This is a genomic window from Peribacillus cavernae (assembly GCF_003989135.1).
GTDB lineage: Bacteria > Bacillota > Bacilli > Bacillales > DSM-1321 > Peribacillus > Peribacillus cavernae.
The window spans coordinates 234,077-259,147 of sequence record NZ_RYZZ01000007.1 but is presented as its reverse complement, the minus strand read 5'-3'; the positions used below and the strand labels follow the sequence as shown (position 1 = coordinate 259,147).

The following is a 25,071-nucleotide window of genomic DNA, read 5'->3' as shown; positions in this document are numbered from 1 at the left end:
CCTCCTTACTGTTTTTTTTTCGCGAACTATTTTAAATCAGCTTTATATAATCGTTTCATTTCACGATTTACTTGCGGAAGACCGAGATATTCACGGAGAAATTTAACTGGCTCCGAACGATCATAAGATCTGTAAAGTTCAGATTGGACCACCGGCGCATTTGTTGAATTCGTATTTTCAAATAAAGCTACCCTTGACGAATGACTGCCACATGCAAGATCCCATACGAAATTGAAGAATGTGTTTTTCTCACGCGCTGTTACACCGGCTCCCGGTAAATACTCGTCCAATAACGGACCGATTTCAGGATGTTCCCATGTTTCGCTTGTAAAGCGGCTGATCAATCCCTGTCCGCTTAAATCGCGAAGAATGTGCATGATACGCGGGTAAAGGAGGATAGATTGCAATCTTCCGGCAGTGACGAATTTAGTAGAAGGCACTAACACTCCATTCCACAGCTCTGCTTCTTCCTCAGCAGCTAAAATATGGGCCTTTAGCGATGCCGAGTACGATATAATTTCAGACACTGAATCTCTCACTCCTTGGAAGGAGTCGGTACCAAGGATATCAACCATTGTTTGCCCGGCAGCAAGGAAGATTTCAGCACGGTACATCAGGCGTGCTAATATATGCCAGTGGCATAAAGCACAAGATTCTCTGTATAATCCTAACAATTTTGTGTTCCGAAGACTGAAAATGTATTTATTAGGGATGAACACATCATTAAAGATCATCATGTTATCGGTTTCCTCACCATGTGAATCAATCGGATGGTCTTCAAAGTTTGAGTCTGGTGACGTAACCGGCTCCCGAAGCACTAATGTCAAGCCAGGTGAATTAATCGGAACCGCACACCAAAGCGCTGCATCAGGATCAAGGTTCGGTGAAGTAGCCGTCGATACGGTCGCGAAGTGCCCCTGGACACCTACAGAGCCGCATGGTTTTGCCCCCCGTAAAACGATACCGTCAGAACGTTCTTCGACAACTCGCAGCGTCCCCTTTTTCTGGTCGGATGGCAGGTTTTTATCCGTTTGGACATCCGGAATTAAATCAGCACTGATAACATTGTGTTTCTGGCTGAACTCTACAAATCTTCGTACATTATCGGCATACTCAGAATTCTCTTTTTCGATTTTATCAATAATCGACAGGAATCCCATCGCCATCATCGAACCATAATCATTGGGGCGTCCAAAAACTCCAAACGTATGGTAAGTGCTCAAACGCAATGCTTCGCGCCGGCGTTTTAAATCCTCTTTCGTTTTCGGAACCATCCAGCCAGTGCTGTATCTTTTGCCATCCTCCGGGTTTACGAAGGTCGTAACATCCTTGGTTTCTGGGTCAAATTGCGAATCATAGACCTTTGCCAAATTATCGATTCCGCGTTTAAGAGCAGGATGAGCGGTCACATCTTTAATTTCATTTCCTTTGGAATCAATAACCCTTCTGCCATCTCTTAAGCTTTCTTTATATTGTTCACCTGTCATTAAATGGGGTTCTGGGCCCGCGCTTAATACTTCCATCAGTTTACTTGTTGTATCTGTAATTGTGCTCATTTTTTTACCCCTCCCGCTAAGTTTGATTGTAGCTCAGGAATTCGTCCGTCATAATATGGAAGGTGAACGGTACGTGGTTTATATGTCCCATTATCGACGCACGTTCTGACATGGAGCGCGATCTCCTCTAATGTCGCAAACCATACATCCCCTTTTTCTTGCATCTTTCCGATCATTTGGTCAATGCTGTCACATCTTGCCAGCCGCCCCGATACAAAAGGATGCCACACAGATACCCACATTCCTCCATATTTCCAAGCAGCCTCAAATTCCGACATGAACACTTCCATGGCGCGCTCCGGTGAATTGATCGGCATCTTATAATCTAAATCACCATTATGAGTATATTGAGGCCAGTCATCCATAGCCCAATGAGTTGGCAATTCAATAACTTCCTTCGAGGTTTTATCTTTTAAAATATAAGGAATATCGTCGCCCATCAACGACGAATCGTATAAAAACCCTTCTTTTGCTAAAAACTCAAGCGAATGTTTGGAGAAATTGTACATAGGCGCTCTCCAACCTCTTGGTCGTTTTCCGGAAAAGTTTTCAATCACTTCTATCCCGCGTTGAAGCCAATATAACTCCTCTTCAGCGGATATTTCGTTCGGATGTTCGTGTAAATAACCGTGATGAGCCAATTCATGTCCATCTTTAAGGATTAATTCGACTGTTTTTGGATACCTTTCAATACACCACGCTGGTACGAAAAAAGTTTGTTTAATATCATATTTCTTATACATTTTAAGGATTCGAGGGATGGCAACCTCGTCGTACTTTAACCAGGATGTTGTGGAAACTCTTGTGTCTGCAGTATCAGGATGGGCTAAATGAAGGATACTGTCTGTATCCATATCAAAGGTGATTGCAACTGCGCATTTGGCACCGTTTGGCCATGTAATAGGGTTATCAATCATTGATTCTCCTCCTCACTTATTTTTCATCTGGTACAACTGCAATCGCTTCAATTTCTATTAGTAGATCTTCAAAGGCAAAACCTGAAATCCTGATGCCTGTTCCGGCGGGACCCGGATCAGCCAGGTACTCCATCCGGACTTTAGTCATTTTCTCCCAAAACTCAGTAGCTTCCTTTTCATCTCCATTGAAGACATAGTAGGTGTTCAATTTCACAATATCTTTCAAATCGGCGCCTGCTTCATTTAGTACGGTACGTATATTTTCAAAACAATTTCGTGTTTGCGTTTCAATATCACCAACACCAATTGTCTTTCCGTTTTCATCAGTGGAGATTTGTCCGCCCGTGAAAATCAGATTCCCAACCTTCCATCCTTGTGAGAAAGGTACCGGCATACTCCAGTTCCAATGATTCTTTGGCATAATTCTTGTCTTTTCCATATTTTCACCTCATAGATTATTTTGATTTAGTTATGATTTTGCACAAAATTTCCGATTCCGAAGCCTTATTTTCTGTCCTGCATCACTCCTTTCAAGTTTAAGCGCTTACATCCTCTACAATGGATGTATACAAAAGCAGCTAAACAATTAATCTATCGTTTTTCGATTAAATGGTTTCTTCGATACTTTGTTCCGTTCTATTCATTTCGTTCCCTTTTGAGGTAGATTTTTTAACAAGCAGAAAGAAGAGTGCGGCACCGACAATCGCTGACGAAACAAAACTAATATCAACGCCTCCAACGAGGTTGACCAGAGGCCCAACGAAAACACTGGTGTTTGTAAATAATAAACCTGTTACGACCGCAACGACCCATGAGGCTACGGCGGGTAGATTGAAGCCGTTAGAATACCAATACAACCCACCTTTTGATTCATGTAATTGCAGCGGTGAATAGTGCCCTCCCAACAGATAATAGCCCACTAAATTGATCGTCAGCCATGGAGAAATCGCAGCTATGATAATTGTAACGAATGCGTTGATAATGTCTGTTAGGTCATAGACAAAGATAATCAGACAAACTAAGAGAGTTCCGGTAACGCTGATGATTACGGTTGTGATGATACGGTTTAGCCCCAAGCCAAGCGTCTCTAGTCCCAGACCTGCACCATATAAAGCAAAGCTCCCTTGAAGTAAACTTCCAATTAATCCGACTAAGATAAACCCGGGGACAAACCATGCAGGTGACTGTTCGATAATCCCCTGAACAAATGGCGTTTCAAGATTAGTAAACGTCGACGTTAGATAAGCCGCGGTATTCATAGAGATCCAACAGCCAAGCAGCATCCCTCCTCCGCATCCCCACATAATCGAACGGGCACGGGTCTTACCCGGAATATATCTTGTATAGTCATTGATGAATGGCGAGCAGGAAACTGGGATTGATATGGCCGTACTAACTGCCAGGAGCCATGTTGGCCAATACCCGCCCAACAGATAATCGCCTCCCTGATAAGATGCATCAAACTGAGGCAAAAATACAATGATTGATAGAATAAGGACAGTGCCGATGATCCATGAACCAACTTTTTCAATAGCGATAACTAATGAATGCCCGTAAACGGCTACAACACTTGTAATTAGACTTATAATTAGTGCCCCAATCACTAGAATCCCATTACCTTCAGGCCAGCCAAACAATCGATGGCCGCTGTATACAAGCGATTGAGCCCCAGTTAACACGGTCAGTGTATAAAATCCAAACGAGGCAAAAATGGTTAATAAAGCACCTATTACCCTTCCTTTCGTACCAAAGTGTGCACCACTGCTTACCGGTCCGTTCGTCCCCGTTTTCTGCCCTAGCAAACCAAGCGGGGCGATTAAGAAAGAGCCGATCAAGAGCCCGATTGTAAGGGCAGAAAATGAATCCCACCAACCTAACCCAAACAGAATTGGAAGAGCACCAATGATCATGACGGAAAAACAAAGCTGAGCACCGCCAAGAACAAAGAACGCATTCGAAGGCTTCGAGTTTCTTTCCGACTCAGGAATATAGTCAATTCCCCTAACCTCCACTTTGCTTTCTACCTTTTCACCCATTTCCAAACTGCTTCACCATCCTTTTCATAAATGATTGACAAGAAAATACATAAAGTTCTCTATTAATTTTATCTATCTATAAATGTAGATCTAAGTTGTTATCTGAAAATTAACTATTTTCAAATTTAGTTTACCGTCCGGACAGTACAGTTGTCAACAAAAATTTTTTTATTATTTGACACTTTCCAACAATACTATGCAAAGTGTTACAACCTTTTTGTAGCATCTGTTTTTTCTTCTTTCTCACAAATTCGGTTCAACATCCGTTTTATTACGCTAACAAGCAACAAGTCTAACCCAAATAGAATTTTTTTATGTCCCTCCTTTAAAAGTTTTTCATAAAATTAACTAATCAACTTTCTAATAATGCCAACCATCACTTATCATTACCGTCTGGACTGTATATAAATAATATAAATTATTTCTGTCTAGTTGTTGACATGTATGTCACATTTTCTCACATACTTTTTTGTGAGTTAAACCCGAGAGTTAACACAGTCATTCTATTATTTTTGTAGAATATCATTTTATTTTAGCTAAAAAATCGTATTCGAAATTACAGAAATATTATAAAATGAGAAAGAGGAGTGTAGAAAATGTTGGTTAATTACAGCATTTCAGGTATTTTAATTTCATACTGTCTTTGGAGTATTAGCATATGGTATATATAAATTTATAAAGTTTTTTACGCAATCGTAATACAAACACCCCCTTTTCTTCCTTACAGAAAAGAGGGTGCTGTTTTATCAAATTTCAAATATGTTTTCGATTAGTGGTCCATATAGGTTGTTATTGACTCGCAACAGAAACTCCATCCACACGAAGGTTGACCCCGTTAATGAAGGAGGCGATGCCAGGTAGACAACAGTAGAAGCCACTTCCTCTACTTTTCCTGGCCTTTTTAATTCGATGTGAGGCCGGTTTTCTTTGAGAAATGCTTGTGTTGCTTCGTCAAAAGTAATACCGTGTTTTTCAGCGGTTGTTTTCAACATATTATCCAGCATAGTTGTCATGATGAAGGCCGGAGATACGGTATTGACTAGTATCCTATTCACTGCATAGGCTTTAGAAAAGCTTTTTGTGAAATTGATAAGGGCCGCTTTTGAGGCATCATAATGGGGCATGAACGCATCCGGCTGCACCCCAGATTCAGAGGAAATATTGATAATACATCCGTATTCTGCCTTTTTCATATAAGGGACATCCACTTCGTGTTTGATATATTCATAATGAATATTCCATCCGGCTTGCACTCCAGATAATTTACGTGAAATAAGAGAGTATCTCAATTTTATTCCCCGGCTTCCTGAAGTGAAATCCAGTAAAGGGTTGGTTGACTATCCAAGTAGTCCTTTTCCATAACCTGAGTAAATGCGGGATCATCCACAAGGTGTTTCGCAGAGTGATCGCGGTGATATCCTGCTAGATGTTGAAAGACAAGTTGCTCAACGATGGACGGACAGCAATGTTCATGAAAATTCCGGTTACCTTAAATATGCAGGGTGTTATGAAGAGATTGGAAATAGCCGATCTTTTGTTCGGCCTCTTTATAGAGAATAAGCCCTCCATCCGAAGGAATTTTTTCATGAGATAGACCTATTTTCAAAGTAGGGTTGAAGTTCGTTTTCATTTCGTTTAAAGTACCATAAGGAAACCTCCGATTGTTTGGGTTTAGGCACTTTAAACATAACAGAGGCTTTCCTTTTTTGTACTCTTTTTTCACTTTTTAGGTGAAAGATAATAATAGATAGAGAGAATGCTTGGTACATATGTGATTAGAAGTGTTTTATAGATTTTGGTGAATAATCTAGCTATATAGGTATAATATAATTCGTTATTTATTTTTTCGAGATTAAGCTTTCCTGAATTTGAACTGGATTTATAGCTCCTTCAGAAAGATAATCCAAAACGAGAGAAATAAACAATTGACCAGTGATGAGCATAGAACGTTCGTCTACATCAAATTTAGAATTATGATGTGGATAAACAGCATCTATTTCTGGATTTCCTCCTCCTATGAAGAAAAAAGTTCCAGGTACTTTTTGCAAATAGTAGGAGAAATCCTCACCACCCATAATCGGTGTCATCCGTTTCACTTTATTCCCCTCAAAGAGGACATTCGCAAGTTTTTCCACCCTATTTGTTTCCTCTGGATGGTTCAAGACAGCAGGATATCCCCTGGTATAATTATACTTTGCACTAGCCCCTGCTCCTTTGCTTGTTGATAACGTAATTTTCCCAATTGACTCTTCAATTAAATCTCGGACACTTTCATCAAAGCTTCGAACGGTTCCGATAATTTTTGCTGAGCCGGAAATTACATTAAAGGCCTGACCAGCGTTAAAAGTACCTACTGTTACAACTGCAGGTTTTAGTGGGTCTATACGGCGACTCACTATTTGCTGCAAGTTCAAGACCAATTGACTGCCCACTACCACAGAATCTACAGTTACATGAGGAGTTGCGCCATGCCCTCCTTTCCCGTAGATTTCTATTTCAAAGGAATCCATGGAAGCCATCATAGGGCCTTCCCCCATACCGACTGTGCCAATGGGTTCAGGGGACCAGACATGTGCACCATATATGACGTCCACCCCATCCAAACAACCATCTTCAATCATCAATTTAGCGCCACCAGGAATCTTTTCTTCCGCAAATTGATGGATGAAGACCACATTACCCTCGATTTCTTCTTTCACTTCACTAAGTACCCGCGCTACTCCTAGTAATGCCGCTGTATGGATATCATGGCCGCACGCGTGCATAACTCCGGGAACCCGGGACTTGTATTCCACTTCCTTTTCATCCTGAATGGGTAATGCATCAAAATCCGCACGTAACGCTACCGTCTTCCCGGGTTTGCCTCCTTTTAAAAGACCAACAACACCTCGGCCTCCGACTCCTGTTTTGACCTCTAACCCCAAATCATTTAAATAGTGGGTTATTTTTTGAGGAGTATTGACTTCTTCAAATGAAAGTTCAGGATACATATGAAGATCTCTTCGAAATTGCACTAATTCTGGATATATCTTGTGTAATCTTTTAAATAAATATTCTATTTTCATCATAATGCTCCTTTTTAATAATGTATTCTCCATTAATTATTTTCACAAATATCTTGGAAGAAGACACGATAGACAAATAGACTTGTATAACAAGACAACCGCTATATGTAAGGATTTATTTTTTAGTTTTTGGATTATCCATGCATGCTTTTAACCGACAAATCAAAGTAGTTATTAGTTCTAATAGTGATCTGTGTTATATCACTTCTTCAGGAAATTGCATTATTAATATTCCTCTGTTAGAGGCTAATTGAGCTTTATAAAGCTTTTATAAGGATAAATTTTACTTTGGAATTCTTTTAAAGAAAATAGAATTTCAATACCGATATTTTCATCTTTAACATCTAAGTATTTGTAATTATATATAATAGAAGATTTTCTGCTTTGTCAGTAATAACCTTGATAATTAATAACCCCATATTAAGTTTCCCACCAATAAATACTTCTACATGAAACATCCCTTTGTCAGGGAGTAAATAAGGTTTTTTGTAACTAATTTTTTAAAACAGATGATTTGTTTATTTTATTATGATTTTCAAAACCAATTATTGTTGCAGCAATATTATGGGCGTCCTAACAACTCTTTTACAAAAGAGATATTTCCCTTTTCTACATAATTACGGATTTGCGTACTTCTCACATTAGTTTCAACAAACCTCACAATAATTTACTTTTATTACCGTAAATAAGTGTGAAGCTGGGGGTTGGAAAGGAGGTTGAAAATAGCTCCTAACTCCTCCTCTCGGGTGGTGTGTACAATTGATTGGTGTTTAGTAGCGAATACACCAATCGTACCAATTTTCTTGCGGTTAAGACGAGAGCGTTTGTGTTGATGCTTATGAACTTCTTGATACTTTTTCGTATAAAAGGCTTTATATTCAGAGTCATGCTTGCGAATCGAGTCAGCTGCTTGGACTAAATAATATCTCAGATATTTATTCCCTGTCCGCATCCGATGCGTTTCCTGGGACTCATATTCTCCTGATTGATTCTGACTCCAAACTAGGCCGGCATATTTGGCTAAAGCGTGATGATCTTTGAAACGCTTACTATCACCTATTTCAGCAATTAATCCGGCCGCAAAGACATCTCCAATTCCTTTGACGGATGTCAACGTTTGAGCGATCCCTTTCATGAGTTTGGCAATCTCTTTATCCAACCGTTTCACTTGAGACTCCATATGTTGAATCGTACTTAATGTCACGGACAATGAGAGATTTACCGGATCCTGCATGGTCTTATTCAACCGATACGAAGAACGGGCTAGCTTTTGAAGATACTTGGCCACCTCTTCAGGGTTTTCAAACTGTTTTTTTTCTTTTTCCTGAAGAAAATCAACCAGTTCTTCCATAGGCATTTCAACGATTGCTTCGGGCTCCAACTCTTCAATTATAGCTAGACTGGTTGCCCCAAACATGTTCGAATTTAGAGGATCCGGATCAACTGGAAATTCGTCTAGAAAGAGCTCTTACTACTAATATACGAGGAGCAATGATATGAAATTCATACCGTCCTCCACTCATTTATTTCAAATGCTCTGGAGTACCAGCTCCTTTTGATCCGAACTTGTAAGCAAACCCTACAACAACATGTTTAATATTTAATAGAATCAGAAAATATTCTATTAAATCTTGTGGTTGTAACCTAGAAAGAGCAGAACTAAACTGAAGTAATTTTTTGCATATTTTTCCTTCTCATAAAGTTTGCTATTATTAAAGAAGCATTTTTATTTTATTGTTTTTTTCATCAAACTTACTGACAAAAATTTTTGGATACCAGTATTTTACGATCTCTTTTTGATCTTCTCGGAGGGTTATACAAAAGCATAGTTGTTTTTTATCCTCGCAAATTAATTAATTAATAGCAATGGGACGTCCATATTATTGATTACTGTCAATTCCCATGGCAATAAAATGGTATTAGAACGTTTCACTTGCAATATAATAAATGAAATTGTATTTTATTATCAACTGATTTTCTAGAAAGGGAAACGAAACAGGCTATGCTTTCCCCATCCATATACGCCTGTTTCCTTCACCCTCTTTATGAATCTATTTTTAAAACATGAGCAAATGATTTATTTTAAATCATGCTTATATAGTTTTTTAACTTCGAGATTTGTACTTGGTAGATTGAGATAATCTCGGATATGGTCAACCGGTTCTTTACGCTTATAAGATCTATAAAGTTCTGCCTGAACGACAGGGGCATTAGTAGAATTCGTATTTTCGAATAACGCTACTCTAGTAGAATGACTGCTGCATGCAAGATCCCATATGAAGTTAAAGAATCTATTTTTCTCTTTTGCCGTTACACCGGCTCCAGGTAAATAGGATTCCAGTAAAGGACCGATTTCCGGATGATCCCAAGCCTTACTTGTAAAACGACTGATTAATCCCTGTCCACTCAAGTCTCTAAGGATATGCATGACGCGTGGATAATGGACAATTGAATGTAATCTTCCAGCAGTCAAAAAATCAGTGGACGGCACTAACAATCCATTCCAATTCTCTGCTTCTTCTTCTGAAGCTAAGATATGAGCCTTCAATGCTGCATGATAAGAAATAACTTCAGCTACAGAATCTCTTACTCCTTGGAAAGAGGAGGTACCGAGTACATCAACAATGCTTTGCGCAGCACCCATAAATATTTCTGCACGGTACATTAGACGAGATAATATATGCCAGTGAGCTAAAGCACCAGACTCCCTATATAATCCCAATAAATTAAAATTCCCTACGCTAAAGAGATATTCACGGGGGACGAAGACGTGATCAAAAATCATCATATTATCCAATTCTTCACCAAATGAATCGATAGGATGATCCTCAAACTCATAGTCCGGAGAGATTGTAGACTCCCTTAAAACCAATGTCAATCCAGGTGAATTTATTGGAACAGCACACCAAATTGCTGCATCTGCCTTTAAGTTCGGTGAAGTAGCAGTAGATATTGTAGCAAAGTGTCCTTGAACGCCAACAGACCCGCATGGCTTTGCACCACATAATACCACACCATCAGGACGCTCTTCTACAATTCTCAACGTACCTTGTTTTTGATCAGGAGGTAGATTTTTATCGGTTTGGACATCTGGTACCAAGTCAGAGCTCATAACGTTGTGTTTCTGGCAAAAGTCTACAAACCTTCGCACATTTTCCGCATACTCGGGATTTTCAGCTTCCATTTTATCAATGATGGAAAGCATCCCCATAGACATCAAGGCACCGTAATCATTGGGACGTCCAAAGACCCCAAATGTATGGAATGTACTTAAACGCAACATTTCCCTACGTAGTTTTAAATCTTCTTTCGTTCTTGGGATCAACCATCCAGTGCTATATCTTTTGCCATCCTGAGAACTAACAAAAGTTGTAATATCCCTTGTGGACGGATCGAATTGCATATCATAAACCTTGGCTAAATTTTCAACAGAACGTTTAGTTGAAGGGTGTGTTACAACATCTTTAACTTCGTTGCCTTGAGCGTCAATTACCCGTCTTCCGTCTCGCAAACTCTCTTTGTATTGTTCGCCCGTCATTAACTGTAGTTCAGGTCCTTTACTTAATATTTCTCTAATCTTATTCGAAGTCGCAATTACACTCATTACATTAACTCCCTTCAAGTATGGATTGTTTTTAACGGTAATTCAGGAATCCGTCCATTATAATACGGAAGTTGATCTACACGTGGCGTATAAGTGCCATCATCTATACATTTTTTAACATGCAGTGCAATCTCTTCTAAGGTCGCGAACCACACGCCTCCTTTTTTCTGCATATATTCAATCATTTCATCAACCCTGGAACACCTTGCCAATCTTCCCGATACAAAAGGATGCCATACGGATATCCACAAGCCTCCATATTTCCATGCTGCATCAAATTCAGAAACAAACACTTCCATAGCGCGATCGGGTGAATTTATTGGCAATATATAGCCCAAGTCCCAATTTTGTACGTATTGAGGCCAATCATCCATTGCCCAATGAGTAGGCAGCTCAATAATCTCCCCTGACTTTTCCTTTAAAATATAAGGAATATCGTCTCCCATTAAAGAAGAATCATATAAAAACCCTTCTTTTGCCAGGAAATCGGCCGAATGTTTGGAGAAATTATATGTAGGAGCTCTCCAGCCCCTTGGTCTTTTCCCAGTGAATTTTTCGATCACTTCTATTCCGCGTTGAAGCCAATACAATTCTTCTTCAGCAGATAATTCATTTGGATGTTCATGTAAATACCCGTGGTGAGCTATCTCATGTCCGCCTTCAAGAATTAATTCAATTGTTTTTGGATACCTTTCAATGCACCAAGCTGGTACAAAAAAGGTTTGTCTTAAATCATGTTTTTTGTACATATCAAGAATTCGTTGGACAGCTATTTCATCATATTTTAACCAAGATAGAGTTGAAACTCTAGTGTCTGCCGACTCGGGATGAGCCAGATGAAGAATACTGTCACTATCCATATCAAAAGTAATTGCCACTGCACATTTTGCACCGTTTGGCCATTTAATCGGATTTTTTATCAACTTTCGTCTCCTCCTTTACTATTCGTTTACAACAGCTATTGCTTCCACTTCGATTAAGAGATCTTCGGCACCAAAACCTGAGACACGAATTGCTGTTCCTACAGGTCCGGGATCAGCTAAGTATTCCTTACGTACCTTCGTCATTTTTTGCCAATACTCTGTTACCTCTTCCCCTTCTCCTTCGAATGTGTAATAGGTATTCAATTTGACGATATCTTTCATATCGGCTCCTACTTCGTTTAACACTTTGCGTATATTTTCAAACACATTTCTGGTTTGCACCTCGATATCTCCGACACCTATTGTCTTACAATTTCTATCAGCGGAGATTTGACCTCCAACAAAAATTAAGTTTCCAACTTTCCAACCTTGTGAGAAAGGCACAGGCATACTCCAATCCCATTGGTGGTCTTTAGGCATAATTCTAATTTTTTCCATAATAAACACTCCTTTAAATATAGTTTTTAATGTGAATTGATAAACTAATTCATACTATTATTCGTCCACAACTGCTATTCCTTCTACCTCTATTAAGAGATTTTCTGTACCAAAGCCAGAGACTCGAAGCGCTGTGCCGCAAGGTCCTGGATCAGTTAAATATTCCAATCGAACCTTTGTCATTTTTTGCCAAAATTCAGTTACTTCTTCTTTATCTCCTTCAAATGTATAAAAGGTGTTGAATTTAACTAAATCCTTCATGTCAGCCCCTGCTTCGTTTAACACTTTGCGTATATTTTCAAACACATTTCTGGTTTGTACTTCGATATCGTCAACTCCTATTACCTTACAATTCTTATCAACCGAAACTTGTCCTCCTACAAATATTAAGTTTCCAACTTTCCAACCTTGCGAAAAAGGAACAGGCATACTCCAATCCCAATGATCCTTGGGCATTAATCTTTTCTTTTCAATGATTTTTGTCTCTTCCATTTAATCACTCCTCCAAATGTTATTGCTGTATTGTGAACGGTTAACCCACAACTGCTATTGCTTCCACTTCTATTAAAAGATCTTCGGATGCAAAACCAGAGACGCGAATTGCTGTTCCGGCGGGTCCAGGATTCGCTAAGTATTCCATACGTACATTTGTCATTTTTTGCCAAAATTCAGTTACTTCTTCATTTTCTCCTTCAAATGTATAATAAGTATTCAATTTAACGATATCTTTCATATCGGCTCCAACTTCGTTTAATACTTTTCGTATATTTTCAAACACATTTCTGGTTTGCAGTTCGATATCTCCAGCTCCTATTGCCTTACCATTTTTATCAGCAGAGACTTGGCCACCCACAAATATCAAGTTTCCAGTTTTCCAACCTTGTGAGAAGGGTACCGGCATACTCCAATCCCATTGGTGGTCCTTGGGCATTATTCTTAATTTATCCATTACACAGCACTCCTTAAAAATATCATTTGTTGTAATGCTAAATCATTTTATGTTTACATTTCGATCACCCCTTTCAAAGAATAGAATTATATTATTTCTCCCACGGTTTGTTCAGCTTCGCCGGTTTTGTTTTCTTTTGAAATGGTTTTTTTAACAAGCAGATAATAAAGGGCTGCGCCGACAACCGCAGAAGATACAAAACTTACATCTACCCCTCCTACTAAGTTGACAAAAGGGCCTGAAAAAAAACTGGTGGCTGTAAATAATAGACCAATGATTACGGCAACGATCCATGATGTTATAGCGGGCTTATTAAAACCATTAGAATACCAATACCTGCTCTCTTTATTTTGGTGTAATTCCAACGGCGAATATTGCGCTTTAAATAAAGATAGCCCTACTAAATTGATTGTTAGCCAAGGAGATATTCCAACGGTTAATGCAACAACAAATGCGTTAATTAAATTCGTTATATCATAAACAAATATTATTAATAGAACTAATAAAAATCCGATTATACTAAAGCTTATCGTTGATATAATCCGGTTACCTCCAAAGCCAAGTGTTTCTAAACCGAGACCGGCACCATATAATGCAAAACAACCTTGTGTCAAACTACCGAATATACCTATTAATATAAATCCCCAGATTAACCAAGATGGGGCTATTTCAATAATTCCTTGTACAAACGGGGTTTCTAGACTAGTTAACATTGTCGTTAGATATGCTGCAGCAATCATGCATAACCAACAACCTATAAACATTCCCCCGAATGTCCCAAGAACAACTGACCGGGCACTGGTTTTATTTGAAATATATCGAGTATAATCATTGATGTAAGTTGAGCAAGAAACAGGAATGGAAATAGCTACCGTTACAGCCAGAAACCATGTCGGCCAATATCCCCCAAGAAGATATTCCCCTCCCTTCAAAGATGCATCAAACTGAGGAAGAAAAACGATGAATGATAAAAGAAGGATTACTCCTATTACTATTACTCCAATTTTTTCAATCATTACTACGAATGAATGCCCAAAAGTTGCTACAACGCTGATAAAAATGCCTATCAGCAAGGCTCCAATAGTAAGAACACCATCTCCCTCCGGCAAACCGAACAATTTATGTCCACCATATATTAACGTTTGAGCACCAGTCCAAATCGTTAAGGAAAAAAAACCAAGTGAGGTAAATACGGTTAATATTGCACCAATCGATTTTCCTCTAACACCGAAGTGAGCGCCACTGCTAACAGGTCCATTAGTACCTGTTTTTTGTCCTAATAAACCCATAGGAGCTATTAATAGAGATCCAAGAAGAGTTCCTACTGTAATGGCAAGAACCGAGTCCCACCAACCTAAGCCAAATATTATTGGAAGTGAACCTAAAACCATTACCCCGAAACTAAGGGGAGTACCGCAAAGAACAAAAAATACGTTCCATGGGTTAGAGTTTCGCTCAGCTTCAGGGATATAATCGATGCCTTGAGTTTCCAATTTACTTCCCTGTTCAATTTTACTACCATTTTCCATTTTACCCACCCTTTACTTTAAAATATGTTCAACCAAAATGAAAAAACATTTGACAACAAACATTTTTCTATTTAGCTCCAATCTTGATTGTATTGTTATAAATGTAAATAACTTTATCTTGTTTGTTTATAAGTATGTCAGTCTTTCTTACATACCTTTTGAATGAAGTTTTCCTTTCACTGTTACCTTCTCTGGGTGATCAATTTGTTTGAAGGCGCTTTCATACCTTCTAAAACAATACGTGAATACTAATTTAATGCTTGTTTTCAGAATGTACTTTCCTTAATCTGTAGTAAGTGTCTTCACCTCCACATCTGGAAGAATTAATGAATATTTCTTAGAAAAACTACTACTTGCATAAAATATGGGAAATATATTGAAGAAAACGGAACCTCGTTAATGATTACCTAGAAGTCTAATTTGTGCTATGTGGATACTGGAGAGTTATTTTCTCAAAATATATTAAATAACGGCAGTTTATGTGAATATTGAAGAGGAGCTACTTTCTTTTTCTAGTTTCGAATGAAAGACTTTTTTATTTTCAGAAAATTCTTTCTAATCTTTATATTAATTATTTTCACAATATTCATCATTGTCAGAATACACGAAATTAAGAGTGTTTGTTTGTGGATTTTCACAAATCTAGTCCATTCATCCCTGTTTTTTGTCCCAATAAACCTAATAGAGCAATTAATAGGGAGCCGATGATAATCCCAATAGTAATGCAAAAAAAATCCCACCAACCTAACAAACAGAATGGCAAGAGCGCCAATGATCATGACAGAAAAACAAAGTTGTGCATTTTTAAATAGTCCATAAGGAAAAAAGGATATTAGCAAATGAATCTCTTACAATATTTGAAGTAGTTAGCTAACAGTTTTCTAAACACACAATATAATCTGAAAAATTTAATATTTTCGAGTTTATGGTACCGGCTGGACTGTTTAGTTATCAGCAAAAATTTTTTTATTATTTGACACTTTCCAACAATACTATGCAAAGTGTTACAACCTTTTTGTAGCATCTGTTTTTTCTTCTTTCTCACAAATTCGGTTCAACATCCGTTGTATTACGCTAACAAGCAACAAGAAAAACCCTGCAGTACATACTACAAGGTCCACAATTAACAAGATATTATTACTTCTTTATTTAATTTCTGCAAGTTCCCTTCTTTCACCTGATTGTTTTTCGGCAACGTTTTCGTCTTGCTTTTCTTCATTAGGTAATTTCATAAATATCATTAAAATAGCGCTCACAAAATACAATAAAGCGAATATCCACATTACCCCATGCACACCGATACTTCCAATAAAGGCTCCAACGATTGCCGGTGCAATAAAGTAAGCTAATCCGGCTCCTAAGTTCACTACAGCCATGGCAGACCCTTTCTTATCCGGCGCCATTGAACTTACTAAAGCGGTAAGCGGCACGTATCCTGTAAGAACGATTCCAAAGAAAATGCCTACCAGCATCATCGCCCAGAAATTATATCCGAAAACTTGGGGAGTATAAAGCATAACCAGTGTCATTACGCCGCAGCCGACACTGCCGATCCACATGATCGTATTGCGCCAACCCAACCATCTATCACTGATGTATGGAATGACAAGATTGAATGCGATATTGGCCACCCACATCGTCCCCCAGATTTGCAGCCATTCCTCAGTAGTGTATCCGTATTCGGAGGACAAATAAAGCGGGAAAAAAATAGGAAAAGCACCGATACCGGTCGAGTTGATAATACGGACAATACCGCCGATTGCAACTTTTGGCTTTTCGATACAGATCGTCAGTCCGCTCAACAAACTCTTGAACTTATCCTTTGCACTATTTGCTGAGCTTTTGCCCATTTTAGTGTCTTTGACAACAAAAATTCCGACTATCCCCCCGATTAATACCCAAATGATGGCACTCCACATTAATCCAATGTATCCGATTTTCGGAATCATGAAGGCGGGAAAATAACTTCCTACAACATAAAGCCCACCGCTCCATGCAGCCCAAAATAGACCCACTGCAGTAGCCAGTATACGTTCGGGGCTCCGGTAAGTAACCCAAACTAAAAATGAATAACAAAATAAAGGATATCCCAATCCGCGAATCGCGTATGTTGGCAACATAACTGCGTAATTAAGATCTTTTAAACCAAATTCAATAAAAAGAATTTGACCGACAAGCCAGGCGATCATACCAGCTATCATAACTCTTCTTGGTCCCCATGCTTCCGTGAGAACGCCGGAAAAGTATGAAGCGATGGCAAGTACCGCTCCATATGCTGTAAAAAGTGTGGCCGACTGTTGTACGGTCAGTCCCTGTTCAATCAGATATGGAGACAGCCATGCATGCTCAAGACCGTCACCTACCATAAACAATAATGTAGCCACATAACCCCAAACCACCGCTACAGGAAGTCCGCCTATTGTTCGTTCTTTTCCTAAAACTGTGTTCATTTCAATCACCTCAAACTCCGATTGTTTTCTTATGGTGTCCGGCATTGCCCGGTTTAAGGGTCTTTACAAGGACTCCTCCATTGATGGATTGATTCCGATCCAACAACCGATTTAAGCCCACCACATTCTCTTTTACAGGGCAGTAGACACGCCTAATTTCATGCTTAGGCCTTCTGATTCAATTGGACTTTTACCCATCTTTGCTCTTCATGGCTTTCCAGAACAGCATCGGTTATCGCCATAGAAATATGTCCATCTTCAAATGTGGCAAAATTAGCCTTGTCCTGCAAGGGATCTTTGCCTTCTCGAATAAAGGTATAGAAATTTAGCATCATATTTTTAAGAGCGTCCGGCCACCCTTCATTATGCCCGCCGGGATGGTGGATTGACGACTTTGCTCCTGGTAGGAACAAGGCAGGATCCGCCTGAAGTACTTCATTCGGTTTATCGCGATGTCCAATCCAAAGCTGTGCTGGTTCTTCTTGATTCCAGGAAGCTGAGTGCTTGCTGCCGTCGATTTCAAAGCTTAGCCTGTTTTTCCGTCCGGCACTTACCTGGGACACCGTAAATACCCCTCTTGATCCATCGTCAAAGCGGACCAGAACCGAAGCGTAGTCTTCAGTGTTGATCGGAACCTCTTCATATATCTCATCTTCTGCTTTTTCTGCTCCAAAAGTGGCTCCATTATGTTTTGGTTTTTTTCTGACCGGTATCACTGTTGCTAAATCAGCAAATACCTCAACAATTCGTTTGCCGGTTACATATTGGACGGTATCGCACCAGTGGGAACCTATATCTGCTATAGCCCGTGATTTTCCGCCTACTTCCGGCGCTAAACGCCAGTTAAAGTCTGTATCATACAACAACCAATCCTGCAGGTAGCTGCCGTGCACCAGATTCACTTTGCCTAATTCGTCATTTTTAATCATCTCGGCCAATTGTTTGACAATCGGGAATTGACGATAATTAAAATTAACCCCATGTACAACTTTATGTTCCTTAGCTAAGGCCAACAATTCTGCCGATTCTTTACTCGACATTGCCAACGGCTTTTCAGACACTACATGCTTGCCTGCAAGAATAATCTCTTTATTAATCCCAAAATGGAGATGATTCGGTGTGCAGTTATGTACCACCTGGATTTCACTGTCGCGAAGCATCTCACGATAATCGCCATAGGCTTTTGGAATTCCAAGTTCAGCTGCCTTTTTCTCTGCCGCCTCTTGACTAGTCTCTGCCAGCCCAACGACTTCGACAAACCCAAGCCTTCTCATTGCTTCTATATGAGTAGGACCGATAAAACCTGTCCCAATGACCCCTACCTTGATTTTTTCCATTCTTTAAGCCCCCCGTTCAATAATCTTTGTGAAATATATAAACGAAATTCTCTTACTTTAGAGTTTGGTATTAAAGAGAAGAGAATTCTTGTTTCCTTCCTGGTTGATAACGATTAGTTACTCAAAATATCCAAATATCCATTTTTTGTGAATGATTTCTTATTCTTTTTTTAGATAAAAATTGTATGGCTGTATCGATAATTTCGTTTCTTTTGGAAGAGGCCGCCCATTAGAGCAGCCTCTATAATATACTCATGTAAAACTTCTACTTTATTTTTGCCCCAGATCGTTTACTTTAATCCAGGCACCTTTTTCTGCTGATTCAAGAATTGCATCAGCAATAAGTTCAACACGGTATCCATCCTGGAAGTTCGGTGAAGCTTCTGTATCTTCGACAATGGCTTGAATAAAGTCATGGGTTTCAATGATTTTTGTTTCTCCATAGCCAATACCTAGCGCAGGAATCGGCCATAATGCTTCTCCATATGGTGTTGCCGGTCCGGTATAAACTGTCCTGAAGCCTTTAGCATCACTTGGATCATCTGAGAAGCTGACTTGAAGTTCATCACGGCGCTCATAGTTAAAGTATAAAGAGCCCTTTTCACCATGAATTTCAAAAGTCAGGAAGTTATTGCGGCCCCAGGCATTACGGGTTGCTTCAATGCTTCCGATTGCGCCATTTTCAAACTTGATCATGGAAATAAATTCATCATCTACATCAACGACAGCTTTTGGTACATCTGCATCGATATTTCTGACAGTACCTAATTTGTCAACCCCACCAGTTTGTGTAGGTCTCTCTGGAATCCATGTTTTCGTCACAGCATTTACATCTGAAATTTCTCCAACTAGATAACGTGCAAAATCGACGACATGTGTTCCGATATCACCTAAAGCACCAGAACCGGCTATTTTCTTTTGGAAACGCCATGATAAAGGTGAATTAGGATCTGCGGACCAGTCTTGCAGATACGTTCCGCGGAAGTTAAGGATTTTCCCGATTCTGCCTTCCTCAATATACTTTTTCGCAAGGGCCACTGCTGGTGTTCTTCTGTAATTGAAAGCTACCGCATGTTTGACGCCTGCCGCGCGGACCGCGTCTAACATGGTTTTTGCTTCTTCAGCACCTAATGCCAATGGTTTTTCAGAAATGATATGTTTGCCGGCTTTTGCGGCAGCAATCGCAATTTCCGCATGAGTATTGTTTGGAGTAACAATGTCGATAATATCAATATCTGGATCGTTGACCACCGCTCTCCAATCAGTGGAGTAATTTTCAAAGCCCAATCTTGCGGCTGCATCCTTAGCCAATTCTTCTGTAACGTCCACTACGGTATGACGATTCGGAATTGCCGGAGCCGGCCAAAAGAACATCGGCATCCCTGCATAAGCAAGCGCGTGCGCTTTCCCCATAAATCCTCCGCCAATCATTCCTATGTTCATCTTTTTCATTTTCAAGTCCTCCTTCAAATTAAGAAAAGAATGTTATGCCTTGATCACACTTGTGAGATCAAACTCTTTTGTTTCTAGTAAACCTTTTTGAATGGTACTTTACTCAAATTTGGATAGATATTTCCTGCTGATTTCAGCACCTTTTTTCGGATCATCAAAGCTGTCTAATTCAACCGTAATCCAACCGTCATAATCTGCGTCATTTAAAACCTTTAGCATTTCATCAAAATTTTGATGTCCCTCGCCCAATGGTAAAAAATCGCCATCTTGAAAATCTTTTAAGTGAATGTATTTAATCCGATCGACATATTTTTTTACCACTTCTACTGGATTGCCGCCGCCTGCTTCAATATGGGCAGTGTCCGGGCATAGATGAATCGTTGTCAACGGCATTAATTTATCCAGCTGTTCAGGTGACTGAACATTGGTGCCCATATGAGGATGGTAACTTGGAATGAGGTTGTATTTTTCAGCTATTACGACTATTTTATTTAAAGCATTTCCCATGGCATCGTAATCGCTGTTTAAAATTCCATTCGCACGGATGGCTCCGCCGCCAATAACAAGATGTTTAGCGCCTAATTCTGAAGCAAGGGAAGCTACACTGTCAATTTTGATCAACTCTTCTTCCAAAATGTCGGAGAAAATAAAGTTCCCGCCTGTGTATACTCCGATAAAATCAAGAGAGTATTCTTTTAATAATGCTTTAAATTCTTCTTTTTTCTCTTTATATTGCATAAGATTTCCATCAAACAATTCAAAACCATTGTAACCGGCTGCACTTATATCCTTAAGTGCTTCTTCGGTTGAACCATTGGCTAAGTAATAACTGTCTTTCACTGATGTAACACCAGCTGGGTGACCGACCACGCCTCCCCATGTATTTGTATGGTATCCTAATTTCATATTGATCCCTCCATTAATAAGTGTAATTCCTGGCTGTTTTTTTGATTATTCTTCTTGAAGACAACAACCTCCCCAAAGCATATAAGTTTCTGCCTTCACATACATCTTAATTTGTGGAAGGTGAAACTTTTCTATACTAATAGCGCAACAAATGAAATGGATTAATTCACCTCTATATGTAAAGTAAAAATGATTCTACATACAATGACATCCATTTTCATCAGAGAAAAAGCCATTTTATCTGTAATCGATTACATTCATAAATCTCTTTTTCCTTATCTATCAGCATATTACTTGTTACTTTCTACAAAAATAGTGTAATCGATTACATTTATTATTTCAACCTTTTTGCACTTTTTTTGTTAATAATAAAATTGGGGATAGATAAAATCCTGTAAACTTTACTATTCTTAAATCGTTAGATCGGTGCGCTGCCAAGCGCACAAAAACAGCTGGCGTTTGCCAGCTGTTTCTAATTAGATATGAAACTATTTTATTTTGCGGCACCTTGGATAGATTCTGGTGCTTCTTTATGGTAAACCAGTTTCCATGCATCTAAGACATTTTCTTTTGTAACAGTTAATGCAGGCACGGCTACATATGCCGGTGCTTCTTTACCAAGTAGGGCATAACCGCCCAAGATCGCTTCGGCAATTCCCTGGTCATACGGAAGCTGTGCGCCAAGCCCTTTTATAATTCCATCAGAAGCAATCTCTAAAGCAACGTTTGTTCCTAAATCGATTGTTGTGATTTGAACGTCTTTTCCAGCAGTACGTACAGCTGCTAATGCCCCTTCAGCAGGTACATCCCATACTACAAAAAGTCCATCTAAGTCCGGGTTTTTCGTTAACATCCCTGAGGCTACCTTCTCGCCGTCATTAGGAACGGCAATACCGCCGCGTGCTGCGATTTCAATGTCTGGATATTTTTCTTTAATTGTTGCTTCAAAAGCTTCGGTACGCTGTTTGGTTACAAAGTAATCGGCATCATGAAAAATCACACCGACTTTTCCCTTTTTCCCAAGTTTTTCAGCCATAATATCAGCTGCAGCCACACCGTTTCCATAGTTGTCAGCAGAGACAACACTTACATAATCTTTCCCAGCTTCCAAACCGCTTGGTGTATTATCCATAAAGACGACTTTTACTCCAGCATCGGACGCTTTTTTAAATGCATCGGCAGTAGATACAGGATCAACTGGAATCCCTACGATAAGGTCAGGCTTCTTTGCTAATACTGTTTCGATATCAGATACTTGTTTTTCAGCCTTAAATTGTGCGTCGGTTACCGCAACAACTTTAATTCCCATTCTTTTAAAAGTTGCTTTTAACCCGTTGATTTGTGCAGTTGCCCAGTCATTACCGGCATAGTGCATGACAAGTGCCGCTGTGTATTTGCCTTCTTTGATCTTCGCAATGTCTTCTTCAGAAAGCTTTAATGTTTTTGCAGAAACAGCTTCTTCCCCGTGAGGACCCTTACTCAATATTTTCTGGTCTCCAGAAATATCCGGATTGATTGTGATTGGGCCGGAGCTTGCTGCTTCATCCCCTGTTTCTACACTATCTTTTTCTTTCTCTCCTGAACTTGAAGAGCTTCCCTGACTGCAGCCTACAAGTGCGAGACTACTAATCACGAGAATCATAATAAACATTGATAAAAACCTTTTCATAAAAAAGCCCCCTGTTTAGTATAATCAAATTTCACTTACTACTAAATTGAATGATGCACTATATTCCTTAAATCACCTCCTTAAGTTGTAATCGATTACATTTAATTCTAAGAGAGAAAGTGAAATTCAACTCCTTTTTCGCTGGTGAATTATGGCTGCTTAAAATATAAAGTAAGTAACCTATCACAATTTTAATATATGATACCTTTTAACCATACCTCCGGTTTAAGTGACTATTGTTGTTGGAGAAAATAAACCTTTTTTACTATTGTAATCGGTTACATTTTTAAATGCAATAACTATTTCAAAATTTAGTTTACTATTTTGCAAATTGGCATTTTTTATCTAAAAAAGCTGGCCCGATTTATGCGTTCTTGGGCCAGCCTAGAATCTTTTAATTATAATGTAATAGATTTCTCAACCTTTGTTTCAATAAATCCATGGACGCTTAAAGGTCCAATCGTATTGGAGATAGCTCGCATCTCGAATTAAATAATCTCTTAGATCACTTTGCAGTAACCGTTTGCGTCACCCGTTTCTCATACAAACCGGGTGGCGCAGCTACGGTTAGGGCGATTTAGCGGCGGGAACAAATCGCCAACTTCATCACCATTTCCCCGATGTAAGATGTTAATTACTGAAGAACTCGTTCAAGACGTGTGCGAAATCCTCAGGACATTCCTCAGCCAATTGATGTCCATAAGCTTTTCAAATAAGTATAAATCAAGGCATTCATCGTCCACTTGTGGTATATGACATAATTTTTTCGTAGACGTTTTTGTTGAATTCACTTACCGGGCCCCTGAAATCCTCGTAGGATTGATCATAAGGATCTTTGATTCCCCATCCCCTCCCTGGGTTCTCAACATGGGCACACCAATGCCACCCTACAAACCATGGCTCGTTGATAACAGCATTTATCGCGCCAATATAGTCCCGAGCACGGCCAGCCTGGTCTTTGCATTCACTTTCTCGGTTAGGATTCATATGAGTAGGGCACCAATTTCCAATGTCGGCAATAATTACGGGCTTATCAGCCACCTTTTGCCATCTATCAAGATCTTCCTTCATCTGTTGGTGGCCCGACGGATTGTTACTCGGGAAATATTGTACAGATAAAACGTCTACATAAGGCTTCATGGCTCTAAGCACGGCGTCAGGTATGGCCTTATTTCCGTTATACCTATCTCCAAGAATAAGATGATTAGGATCGTATTTCCTGATAGCATTCGTTATTGTTTCATAATATTTAGAGGCAACATCGTACAATTTGATGTCTCTTTCTTTATCGTCCAGCCTCTTCAAATATTCAAAGTCAGCTCCGGAAGCATGACGTGCCCAGCCCGGAATGTCTACAAGAAAATATCCGAGGAGATTCTTACTCTCCGCATGGTCAACGCAAAGGTCCCTTGCCAGAAAATCGCAGTAATCAGCAAAATCCTTATGGAACACATCACGATATCCAGGGAATTTATTCCAGTCCTCAATTTCCAGTACCCTCATCTGGAGACAGTATGGTTTGTCTGCAGTTAAGTAGTCTGCAGTAGCCCAGGATTTATAAGCGGTATGTCCCAAGTCAACGTTTTTCGCATCATCAGAATGCCAATCTAGCGCTTTCCAAGTTCCCGAAACAAAATCAACCGTATAGCCAATTGTATTGAATTCCCAGTCTTTTAAATCTTTGACCAAGCCTTCTTTTATCCACTTCTCTCTGCTTGCTCCGTACTTATTCTTCCAAATATCAATATTATGTTCATGCTTGAGATTCACATCTTCTGCGTGATTTAGCCCAACTGATATGAATGTATTTCCTTCCGGATCAACCAACCACCATCTATTACTTGTTTTTTCAGCCCTAAAATATCCAGTTGGATTGAATTTCAACTTTTCATTACCACCATATGAGCTTATGCCTGGCATATCCATCAACCTCGCTTTTTTATATTTGTCTTTCAACTATCTTTTCAGAGATTTTTATTTATTCTTCTTGAAATCACCTTGTTTAACTACATCTAAATCACTCCTCTCACTTATAGAAATCTAAGTACTTGTCCTTCTATACCTAACAGAATGTAAACGATTACATTTCGAAGCAAAAAGAAGGAAGAGTAGATACCAATTTAAGGATTTTAATGTTATCAATATTGGAATAACTAAGTTTGATTTGAGTGGTTTGAAAGATGTATTCTTGATGGTTTTAAATTTATAATTTCTGTTGTGTTTTTAGAGATGTTATTACA

Annotated in this window: 19 protein-coding genes and 1 pseudogene; all 20 read right to left on the bottom strand. The window is 39.2% G+C overall.

From position 1 onward, the window contains the following. Positions 1-26 precede the first annotated feature (26 nt). On the bottom strand, positions 27-1,556 hold the full coding sequence (locus ELQ35_RS07350) for a 4-hydroxyphenylacetate 3-hydroxylase N-terminal domain-containing protein (protein WP_126864177.1): 1,530 nt from the start codon (positions 1,554-1,556) through the stop codon (positions 27-29). After that, positions 1,553-2,473 (bottom strand): polysaccharide deacetylase family protein, encoded by a 921-nt coding sequence (locus tag ELQ35_RS07345; protein ID WP_126864176.1) that lies wholly within the window; start codon positions 2,471-2,473, stop codon positions 1,553-1,555. Before ELQ35_RS07345 ends, ELQ35_RS07350 begins: the two co-directional genes overlap by 4 nt. Positions 2,474-2,489: 16 nt before the next feature. Continuing rightward, the gene (locus tag ELQ35_RS07340) at positions 2,490-2,912 is read right to left on the bottom strand and encodes a RidA family protein (RefSeq protein WP_126864175.1); all 423 of its coding nucleotides are present in this window, start codon (positions 2,910-2,912) and stop codon (positions 2,490-2,492) included. A 166-nt stretch (positions 2,913-3,078) separates the two neighbouring features. After that, complete coding sequence (locus ELQ35_RS07335) at positions 3,079-4,509, bottom strand: purine-cytosine permease family protein (RefSeq protein ID WP_126864174.1); 1,431 nt, start codon at positions 4,507-4,509, stop codon at positions 3,079-3,081. 746 nt (positions 4,510-5,255) lie between these two features. Then, entirely contained in the window at positions 5,256-5,798 is a 543-nt protein-coding gene (locus ELQ35_RS07330) for an SDR family NAD(P)-dependent oxidoreductase (protein WP_126864173.1), read from the bottom strand. Positions 5,799-6,347: 549 nt separating this feature from the next. Then, on the bottom strand, positions 6,348-7,574 hold the full coding sequence (locus tag ELQ35_RS07320; protein ID WP_126864172.1) for an amidohydrolase: 1,227 nt from the start codon (positions 7,572-7,574) through the stop codon (positions 6,348-6,350). A 729-nt stretch (positions 7,575-8,303) separates the two neighbouring features. Beyond that, positions 8,304-9,003 (bottom strand): annotated as a pseudogene (locus tag ELQ35_RS07315) (IS110 family RNA-guided transposase); the annotation flags it as partial. A 94-nt stretch (positions 9,004-9,097) separates the two neighbouring features. Next, a complete protein-coding gene (locus ELQ35_RS23710) occupies positions 9,098-9,259 on the bottom strand; it encodes a nucleotidyl transferase family protein (RefSeq protein WP_126864626.1) in 162 nt (53 codons plus the stop codon). Positions 9,260-9,651: 392 nt separating this feature from the next. Beyond that, positions 9,652-11,178, bottom strand: coding sequence for a 4-hydroxyphenylacetate 3-hydroxylase N-terminal domain-containing protein (locus ELQ35_RS07305; protein ID WP_126864171.1), 1,527 nt, complete (start codon positions 11,176-11,178; stop codon positions 9,652-9,654). Positions 11,179-11,192: 14 nt separating this feature from the next. Next, entirely contained in the window at positions 11,193-12,101 is a 909-nt protein-coding gene (locus ELQ35_RS07300) for a polysaccharide deacetylase family protein (protein WP_126864170.1), read from the bottom strand. 18 nt (positions 12,102-12,119) lie between these two features. Beyond that, a complete protein-coding gene (locus ELQ35_RS07295) occupies positions 12,120-12,539 on the bottom strand; it encodes a RidA family protein (protein ID WP_126864169.1) in 420 nt (139 codons plus the stop codon). A gap of 57 nt (positions 12,540-12,596) precedes the next feature. Continuing rightward, complete coding sequence (locus tag ELQ35_RS07290; protein ID WP_126864168.1) at positions 12,597-13,031, bottom strand: RidA family protein; 435 nt, start codon at positions 13,029-13,031, stop codon at positions 12,597-12,599. 40 nt (positions 13,032-13,071) lie between these two features. Further along, positions 13,072-13,488 (bottom strand): RidA family protein, encoded by a 417-nt coding sequence (locus tag ELQ35_RS07285; protein ID WP_126864167.1) that lies wholly within the window; start codon positions 13,486-13,488, stop codon positions 13,072-13,074. An 86-nt stretch (positions 13,489-13,574) separates the two neighbouring features. Beyond that, positions 13,575-15,017, bottom strand: a complete 1,443-nt coding sequence (locus ELQ35_RS07280; RefSeq protein ID WP_126864166.1) for a purine-cytosine permease family protein — start codon at positions 15,015-15,017, stop codon at positions 13,575-13,577. Positions 15,018-16,162: 1,145 nt separating this feature from the next. Continuing rightward, complete coding sequence (locus ELQ35_RS07275; RefSeq protein WP_126864165.1) at positions 16,163-17,467, bottom strand: MFS transporter; 1,305 nt, start codon at positions 17,465-17,467, stop codon at positions 16,163-16,165. Between the two features lie 164 nt (positions 17,468-17,631). Next, the gene (locus ELQ35_RS07270; protein ID WP_126864164.1) at positions 17,632-18,804 is read right to left on the bottom strand and encodes a Gfo/Idh/MocA family protein; all 1,173 of its coding nucleotides are present in this window, start codon (positions 18,802-18,804) and stop codon (positions 17,632-17,634) included. A gap of 270 nt (positions 18,805-19,074) precedes the next feature. Beyond that, complete coding sequence (locus tag ELQ35_RS07265; RefSeq protein ID WP_126864163.1) at positions 19,075-20,256, bottom strand: levoglucosan dehydrogenase; 1,182 nt, start codon at positions 20,254-20,256, stop codon at positions 19,075-19,077. A 99-nt stretch (positions 20,257-20,355) separates the two neighbouring features. Beyond that, complete coding sequence (locus tag ELQ35_RS07260; protein ID WP_126864162.1) at positions 20,356-21,162, bottom strand: sugar phosphate isomerase/epimerase family protein; 807 nt, start codon at positions 21,160-21,162, stop codon at positions 20,356-20,358. Between the two features lie 493 nt (positions 21,163-21,655). Beyond that, positions 21,656-22,831 (bottom strand): substrate-binding domain-containing protein, encoded by a 1,176-nt coding sequence (locus tag ELQ35_RS07255; protein ID WP_126864161.1) that lies wholly within the window; start codon positions 22,829-22,831, stop codon positions 21,656-21,658. A 732-nt stretch (positions 22,832-23,563) separates the two neighbouring features. Further along, positions 23,564-24,751: a glycoside hydrolase family 113 protein gene (locus ELQ35_RS07250; protein WP_126864160.1), complete on the bottom strand. Its 1,188-nt coding sequence runs from the start codon at positions 24,749-24,751 to the stop codon at positions 23,564-23,566. Positions 24,752-25,071 lie beyond the last annotated feature (320 nt).